The organism is Arsenophonus sp. PmNCSU2021_1 (assembly GCF_036919435.1).
GTDB classification, from domain to species: Bacteria; Pseudomonadota; Gammaproteobacteria; order Enterobacterales; family Enterobacteriaceae; genus Arsenophonus; species Arsenophonus nilaparvatae.
Genome location: NZ_JAZHPL010000005.1, coordinates 376197 through 383191 on the forward strand (window position 1 = coordinate 376197; position 6995 = coordinate 383191).

The window sequence follows — 6995 nt, forward strand, 5'->3', positions numbered from 1 at the left end:
GTCCTGTTCTCCTTTAGCGGCGCGTCACCAGATGGCTCGTCAGACGGCTCAGCAGCGGGGTGACGTCGTTCCAGGTACTGAGGGCACCGCCCACCTGACCGGCCACCGTATCCAGTGCACCGGGCAGTGCCTGGCCGGTACCGGGGGTCAGAGCACTGAGCGTGTTTTTCGCCTGGCTGGCCGTGGTCGCCACCTTGCCCGCCGCTCGGGTCAGCTGACTGGCCGCAGGAAAATGGGCTTCCAGGCCGGCCAACAACGGCTGCGCCTGTATCAACGGGGTGGCCACCTCACCTAAGCTAGTAATGACCCCAGGGAGGCGCGTTAACGCCGCGACCGGATCCGTTTTCATCTGGCGCACCACCCGGATCGCCTGTGAGGCCGTGGCCAGTGCCGACTGCGCCTGACGGGCCAGACCCACCGCCCGCGATAGCGGTGTACCGGTGGCTATTGCCCGGGTTAGCCCGGCGGCTTTTCTGTTCAGTGTCGTGGCCATCGCCGGCGGCTTAAGTGGTTGGCGCAGATCGCCGGTAAATTCACGCAGACTGATATCGACCTCCAGGCATTGGGCGATACCGTCGGCATGCGCCAACACCGTACGACCGGTAAGCGTGGTGATCACAAAATGCCCCAGGTACTCGCCATTGCCGAGCACAAACGCCAGTGCCTGGTGGGCACGACAGGCGGCCTGTAGCCGTTGCCATTGCGCGGTCGGTTGACAGTACTGCTGATGAAACCGCACGCTTAAACTGTATTCATCGCACTTGTCGCCGACCCACTGCAGACCCGGTTTACGGCCAATGCGCGCCTGCTCGGCAAACTCACCGCCAAGGATGGCTTCCAGCGCGGTAAAGCCGGTCTGTAACTGCACTTCAATCTCACCGAGTATCGCCAGCATCAGTGAAAGGCCCGCCGTTGTTGTTGGTGCATCAGCTGCGCCAGGCGTTTTTCCAGCTCACGCACACTGATAGCCAATGCATCACGCAACGCCGCCGGGGTCGTCTGCGACTGACCGTTCATCACAATCTGCGGCGCAAAGGTGATCTGCATGCCTGAAAAAGCCTTCCCCTGACCGGCAGGGGAGATCGGGGTATCAGGCCAGTGGGGCACACGCGGGGACGGCGGTTGCATCAGCGGCATCAGGCCGCCGACGGCGCGTTCTAACGCGGGCGTGGTGCGGGTAATGCCCAGCACCGCCCCCTGCACAATATTGTCCCCCAATCCGGCGAAAACACGAGAAGGGCTGTGGATCCCCAGCGTTTCCTTAAACCAGCCCGACACACTGTCACCAAAATGGACAATCGTCTCTTTGGCGGCGGTTAAACGACTCTTGATCCCGTTGACCAGACCCTCAATCAGCTGGCGACCCGCATCGGTAAAATGGGCGGGCAGTTCAACATGGAAATAGCTCATCACCCCGGCAAAGGCTTTATAGAACAGACCCACTGGCGACCAGTTAAGGATAAGTGCCCCAACGCCCGCAATACCGCCGGAAAACGCCTGTTTCACCTCGGCCCAACGGGCCTGAAAGAAAGCGCTTATCGGCGTCCAGTAGCGGACAATCAGGTAAGCGCCGGCGGCAATCGCGGTGATAGTCAGGCCGATAGGGGTAAACATCAGTGCCCGCCCCAGCCACAGCAGTGCGTGTCCGGCGAGGCGCAGGCCCGTCACCAGTCCGCCGGCCAACACCTTACCTAATCGTCCCGCACTGCCCGCGAAGCGGCTTAAGCGCCCACCCATGCCAAAGGCGGTGCTGAGTAATAACCAACCGGTACGCAGCCGGGTAAACCCGCCCCACAGCAGGCGTATCGGCGAACCCAGCAGATTGAACGCCAACCTTGTGGCCAACAATCCCCCCTTAAACAACAGGAGCGCGCCCACCGTTTTAGCCATACCACTGACCAGCTGGGGGTGGGTTTTGACCCAGGCATTGGCGGCGTTCACATAAGGGAGTACCGTGGCGGCTAAATTCTCTACCGCTGGTTTTAGTGCATCACCGAGACTCAGCGACAAATCCTGACTGGCAATGCCTAACTTTTTCATCTGTTCAATGGGGGATTCAAGCCGTTTTTTATAGTCACTGCCTAATACATCCTTGTCCGCGGCCGCCAGGGCCTGGGCGCGGATTTGCCGGTACTTGTCCATATTGGCCAGCATCGGACGCACAAAGGCCATCACCTGCATATCGGCAAACAGTTCACCTAAGCCAAAGTTCTGCTGCAGGGCCAGTAACGCTTTATCGCGGGCGGTATCGTCCTGCAGCGCCATCGCTGATTTAAATTGCGCCAGCGCCTCGGGACTCTTTTGCGCCAGATAGGTTTGCAGGGTATTCATCATCCCTTCAATCGGCGAAATCCCGTGCGCTTTTTGCTGCATGAGTGATTTTTCAATATCGATACCGACATCACCAAAACGTTTTTTAGTTTCAGGGGCGTACAGTTTTTCCAGAAAGTTATTGAAATTGTTCGCCGCTTTATCGGTGCTACCGGCACCCATTTTGGCTACCTGCAAGGCAGCGACCATCTCGGCCACCGCCGCTTTACCCTGGGCTATGTTGGCCATTTGTGGTGCCAGCTCCGGCAACCACTTCACCTGGTCAGCGATTTCAAATGACCCAGCCTTACCCCCTTGCGCCATGATGTTCTGTACCACAGCAAAATCCTTTCGCGGCAATGCCCAACCACTGCTGGGTGGTCACCGCCGCCTGTGCCCACAGTTCAGCGGAGGTGCGGGTGGCGGTTGCGCCGCGGGCGATGTGTGGCAGGTAGGCGCGAATAGCGTCCAGGCTGTCAATGTTATTGCCAATAAGCGCACGGGTGGCGGCCTGTAAATCATCCTGCGTCTGGTTGTATTGCTGGCTCCAGGCGCGGATATCTTTACCCAGCGCCGCCTGGGTGGCACCGTCGTAACCGGCGGTGATACCCATATCGACCAGATTGTCCTGAAAGGTCATCGACTGCTTGACAGACGGCGCGACCGCGCCCCACCGCTGCCGCCGTGGTGGCCCCTAACGCCAGTCCTTGCCCCATCAGGGCCTGTCGTTGTTGCCCGGCAATCTGACTGGCCATCATAGTGTGATGCAAACGGCGATGCTGTTGCTCGAGACGGGAAAGTGTCTGACCCACCCGACCCAGCTCGCTATTAAGGTTACGCGCAGCCTGACCGCCCAACTGACCGTAGCGGGTCATTGCCTGGGTCAGTTGTTGCTGACGAGTCTGCAGACGACGGGTGGTGTCCCCTAACAGATTGAGGCTACGTCGGGAGTCACCCATCGCCGAGCGAAAGGCACTGGCCACCGCCCCCTTAATCACCACCCCAATCGAAAATGTGTTGGCCACCGAGTCACCTGCCTGTGTTACGTCTGATTAACGGTTAAGTACTTGTCCCGCGTTGCCGCGTGCTCCTGCCGGATTTGGGCGGCGGCTTCCTGTAAATAGTCCTCAAATTCCACCACGGTCAGCGCATCCAGCTCACTCGGCTGCCAACGGAACCATCTCGCCAACAGGGCCTGCGCCTGACGCAGCGCCTTCGGCGAGTGCATCCAGCCCCGCAAACTGGCGAAAGTGGTCTTGCAACTGCTGATAATCCACCAAATCCATATTGTCGATATCTTCCGGTATCAGGCCGGTCATACGGGCAATCAACAGACTGTCCCAGTCATTGGCGTTTTCACTTAAGCGGCGTACCGCCTTGATGTCACTGACCTTGAGCCGGTTTAAGCTGACCTGGGTTAGCCTTTCACCACTGCCCAGGGCATAAGGGTATTGCAAGGTGTAATGTAAAGACGGTGTCATGAGGGTTATTCCTTACCTGTTACTGTCAAGCGCCCAGATTGGCGCGATAATCGGTGAGCATATCTTCACCGTTGATTTTAAAAATATTGGCGATCACATCCAGCTCCAGCAGCACCTGGCCATCCATCACCTGCTTGATATAGCTGCAGGTAAAACTGCTGCTCATCTCCGGCACCTCATGCTGCTTAAAGCTGCCCAGACTATTTTTGCTGAACATCACCGTCATAAACACCGCGACGGGTAATTCATCCTGGCGACCCTGTGCCGGGTTATAGCGCTGCAGGCTACCGCGACATTGCAGCGGATACGCCTTGAAGGGATTGGCGGTACGCAGCGCCACTTCTTCATACAGGCTGGTCCAGTGAATCTCCCCTTCCAGCTTGTCAAACCCCGCCGGTAACTGAATTTTGCCTATCATCCCCAGCGCCTGATGCTCCTGCTGCACCACGTTGATTTCCGGTAGCTTGATTTCTTTTTCCCGACCTATCAGGCTATTGCCGTCCAGGTAGACGTTGGCATTGGTCATAAAATGCAGTGCATTGCCCGCCATCATCTCCTCCTTATCGTTATCTTATTGACCCTGTGCGTCACGCTCATGTGGAAACCCCACTTTTCAGGAAGGTGAGATAGTCATTAGTGATTTCCGTCTCAAAGGTCAGGTGCTCCATCGGCGGCGGTGGGGTGTATTTGTAATTCAGTTTCAACTGCCCCAGACTGAGCGCATCCTTGGTGTTCTTCGCCGGGTCATACCAGCAGTGAAAACCCAGCAGCGCCCCATCGGCAATCAACCTCCGACCATAGCCATTCACGGATTCGGTCAGCGCATCAATCAGCCCCTGATTAATGGGGCGATCAATATATTGCAGACTGAAATGGCGGATAGATTCATTAATCATATCCCCGGTGCGCCGCACATTTTCAAAATTCTTCAGATGCGTCACGGTCGGCCAGGCCGCGGTGCGATTGCCCCACAGGCGTAATCCGCTACCAAAGCGGTTAAACACCGTGGTAATGCCGTTCTGGTTAAGCAGATTGACCTCGCTATTGGCATCATCAATGCGCGCACTTAACGGGCGCTCAATCCCGACAATGCCCATCAATTCCTGATTGGAAGACGACCACCAGAACCCTTTTTCCCGGTCAATTTTTGCCCGCAGGCCGCCGCGCGCGCTGAGAGCGGCTCCAGACGATTCTGATTCGTCGCCTTGTCATAGACCTTGACCTGCGGATAACACAGGCGTACCCGGTCAGAGGCGGTATTAAAATTAATGGTGCCTTGTGGCCCGCGTCCGGCTATCGCCTGGGCAAACGTCGTCCCCGCAGGCGCATCAATATAGGCGATGGCTTCACAGGGGTGCGCCAGGGCAATCATGGCGGCAGCCACCGCATTTGGTGCGAGAAGCCGGGCACAATCAGCAGCTTTGGGCGAAAGCCAAACAGGCTGTCGGCATTTTCCAGTGCTTTCATGCGGTACGCTGGTCGGCGGCATTGGTGGCACCCAAAACGTCAGCGGCGGTGATTTTTGAGACATCCGGGGTGTTATAGGTCACACTGACGGTGGCCCCCTGGGCAATACCGCCGGTGGTAACACGGGTGACGTTGCCCGTTGCGGCGGCCATGGTATAGTCGGTCGCCACCTGATAGGGGGTCTGCCCATCGACGCTTTTCACCACCATATCGCCCACGGGTAACTGGCTCAGTGTGGCACTGTGGTGCGTGCTATCGAAGGTGACACTTTCTGCGGTTATCGTTTTCTGATGGCTTTTGGGGTCAAACACATTGACCACCAAAACGGTCCCGACACCGTGGTCATAGATAGCGCGCAATGCCTGTGGCAGGGTAAATCCACTTCGCTCATCGCCAAACTGCGCCGCATCCTCTTCCGACAGGCACAGGGTCAGGGTATTGACCGGGGCCTTTGGGCGCGGTACCGACCAGGCCAATCACGGACGATTTTCCCGTTTTGACCGGACGGGTCCCGCGTTCAATTTCCAGCGTATCGACGCCGTGATGGTGTTCTCTACTCATGGGGTGACCTCGTTACTTTTGGTGTCTGCTGGTACTTTGCCGCGTTTTCTGGCGGGCATCGCTAACGATGAGCTGACCGGCACTTCGACGGGTTTGGCCTCATCAGGGCGGGGAGCAGCGGTGTCGCCCGATGAGGTGATTGCCGGTGCCAACGGTGCAGCCACGATGGGTTTGACGGGGGTTTCTGCTTCCTGACCCAGAAAGGTTAAATAGCCCTGGGCTTCCAGCCCCAGCACATAATCGTTATCCATCGGCAAGGTCACTTCCTGACCCGGCCAGAACATCACATCCAGGATGCGGCCATCCGGTAAACGTAATGAAGCACCCCCCATCTGTTCGCCGTCATAACGATAACGGGCCGGTTTGCCGGTCGGCTGTTGAGCCTGTTGTGATCGTTGTTCAAAATCAGTCAACGGTTTTGCCGGTTCAACGGGCGGATCGGGATAATCAAAGCCAGAAAAGTCAGATAGCCCTGCGCTTCCAGCGAGACAATAAACGGATGATCGACCGGCACATCGACCACCTGACCGGGATAAAACATCACATCCTGGGTACGGCCATCAGCCAGACGCAGGGGGGCCCCATTCGGGGATTCACCGTTGTAGCGAAACTTCGCCATAGACCACCTCATTACTTTCTGTCTTCATGAACTCTTCCCGAGTACGCGGTAAGGCGTCGTGCGGGGCGTCCTGCACAAACCAGGTTTCTGTCGCGACCGTCAGCGCGTATTGCCATAAACCCTCCGATTGCCCCAAAAAAACCTCATCAATCAGCCACAGTGGGCGGCGACAGTCCGGCGGCATAAAGCCGCCCACCGCCTGACGCAGGGTATCGAGCAGGGCAATCGCCCCCTCGTTACCGTTAAGCTGGCGCATCACCAAGGTCAGCGTGAAATGCAGCACCCGCGGCTGAAACACCCTACCCACATCCTGAATGTCGCCAAAACGCGAGCGGGCAAAACTGAGCAGCACCGCGCCGAGCGGATGATTGAGATGAAAGCGTTCCGGCTGCTCAGGAAAGAAGGTGACGTCCAGTTGCGGCAACCGCTGTTTCAGCAGGCCCAGGAGGGCGCGCATGATATCGAGCGTCATTCAAAGTCCTCCAGTAAGCCGCCGGGGCCGCTAAAGCGCGCCGGACGGGCGCGGACATGAAAAGCCCCCGGCTCGGGGAGCACCT

6 protein-coding genes and 2 pseudogenes are annotated in these 6995 nt (G+C 57.8%); all 8 read right to left on the minus strand.

Annotated features, from left to right (window positions below):
• Positions 1-13: 13 nt before the first annotated feature.
• The 8 genes and pseudogenes from V3224_RS12665 to V3224_RS12705 all read right to left on the minus strand — a co-directional run bounded on the left by V3224_RS12665 (position 14) and on the right by V3224_RS12705 (position 6910).
• Entirely contained in the window at positions 14-895 is an 882-nt protein-coding gene (locus tag V3224_RS12665) for a phage tail protein (RefSeq protein ID WP_334469182.1), read from the minus strand.
• A pseudogene (locus V3224_RS12670) lies at positions 895-3335 on the minus strand (phage tail tape measure protein). The gene V3224_RS12665 and the pseudogene V3224_RS12670 overlap by 1 nt, the downstream one beginning before the upstream one ends.
• A 132-nt stretch (positions 3336-3467) precedes the next feature.
• Positions 3468-3791 carry a phage tail assembly protein gene (locus V3224_RS12680; protein WP_334469186.1) on the minus strand — a complete coding sequence of 108 codons (324 nt, stop codon included), beginning with the start codon at positions 3789-3791 and terminating at the stop codon, positions 3468-3470.
• 25 nt (positions 3792-3816) lie between these two features.
• On the minus strand, positions 3817-4341 hold the full coding sequence (locus tag V3224_RS12685) for a phage major tail tube protein (protein ID WP_334469187.1): 525 nt from the start codon (positions 4339-4341) through the stop codon (positions 3817-3819).
• Between the two features lie 43 nt (positions 4342-4384).
• A pseudogene (locus V3224_RS12690) lies at positions 4385-5819 on the minus strand (phage tail sheath subtilisin-like domain-containing protein).
• Complete coding sequence (locus V3224_RS12695; protein ID WP_334470867.1) at positions 5816-6232, minus strand: hypothetical protein; 417 nt, start codon at positions 6230-6232, stop codon at positions 5816-5818. The pseudogene V3224_RS12690 and the gene V3224_RS12695 overlap by 4 nt, the downstream one beginning before the upstream one ends.
• The gene (locus tag V3224_RS12700) at positions 6229-6438 is read right to left on the minus strand and encodes a hypothetical protein (protein ID WP_334470869.1); all 210 of its coding nucleotides are present in this window, start codon (positions 6436-6438) and stop codon (positions 6229-6231) included. The genes V3224_RS12695 and V3224_RS12700 overlap by 4 nt, the downstream gene beginning before the upstream one ends.
• A complete protein-coding gene (locus tag V3224_RS12705) occupies positions 6413-6910 on the minus strand; it encodes a Gp37 family protein (RefSeq protein WP_334469194.1) in 498 nt (165 codons plus the stop codon). Before V3224_RS12705 ends, V3224_RS12700 begins: the two co-directional genes overlap by 26 nt.
• Between the last annotated feature and the right edge of the window lie 85 nt (positions 6911-6995).

Bases quoted from the DNA above. Each gene is read 5' to 3' on its own strand.
- V3224_RS12665 (WP_334469182.1), bottom strand. From the start codon at position 895: ATGCTGGCGATACTCGGTGAGATTGAAGTGCAGTTACAGACCGGCTTT.
- V3224_RS12685 (WP_334469187.1), bottom strand. From the start codon at position 4,341: ATGGCGGGCAATGCACTGCATTTTATGACCAATGCCAACGTCTACCTG.
- V3224_RS12700 (WP_334470869.1), bottom strand. From the start codon at position 6,438: ATGGCGAAGTTTCGCTACAACGGTGAATCCCCGAATGGGGCCCCCCTG.
- V3224_RS12705 (WP_334469194.1), bottom strand. From the start codon at position 6,910: ATGACGCTCGATATCATGCGCGCCCTCCTGGGCCTGCTGAAACAGCGG.
- V3224_RS12680 (WP_334469186.1), bottom strand. From the start codon at position 3,791: ATGACACCGTCTTTACATTACACCTTGCAATACCCTTATGCCCTGGGC.